Below are 432 nucleotides of genomic sequence, written 5' to 3'. Positions count from 1 at the left end.
AAGCACGGATTATACCTGTGACGATCCTTACCAACTACTGCGCGAAATAACCCCACAACATGTGATTTCACGTAGCCATACCGGCGGATTGGTCGGTTTTTTGGGATTTGATAGTGTCAATTTTTTTGAGCCGACCCTGAATATTCAAACCAGTGATGATTTCGAGCCGTTCAAATTCGGTATGTACTTAGATGGGTTAAGCCTTGATAAGATGACCGGTGAAATTTTTTATTATTATTACGATACCGACCACCAAAGCAATCGTATTGACGAAATCAAGTCATTATTGAATGCTATTTCGCCTGACTATACGCAGCCCACTGCTGAACATTTGGGCGATGGGATGAACCGCGAGCAACATGCGGCAGCAGTGATGAAAGTCAAAGAAGACATTAAAGCTGGGCTGATTTTTCAGTGTGAAGTGGGTTTCAA

General features: G+C 42.8%; 1 protein-coding gene. It reads left to right on the top strand.

Going from position 1 to position 432, the window contains the following annotated elements; genetic code table 11:
- The coding region (locus M3175_RS26085) for a chorismate-binding protein (RefSeq protein ID WP_251524614.1) at nucleotides 1-432 on the top strand (432 nt) is incomplete at both ends.

Source organism: Robertmurraya korlensis (assembly GCF_023715225.1).
Classification (GTDB): domain Bacteria; phylum Bacillota; class Bacilli; order Bacillales; family Cytobacillaceae; genus Robertmurraya_A.
Note: the sequence above shows the minus strand (reverse complement) of the source record. Positions and strands in the feature narration are given on the sequence as shown.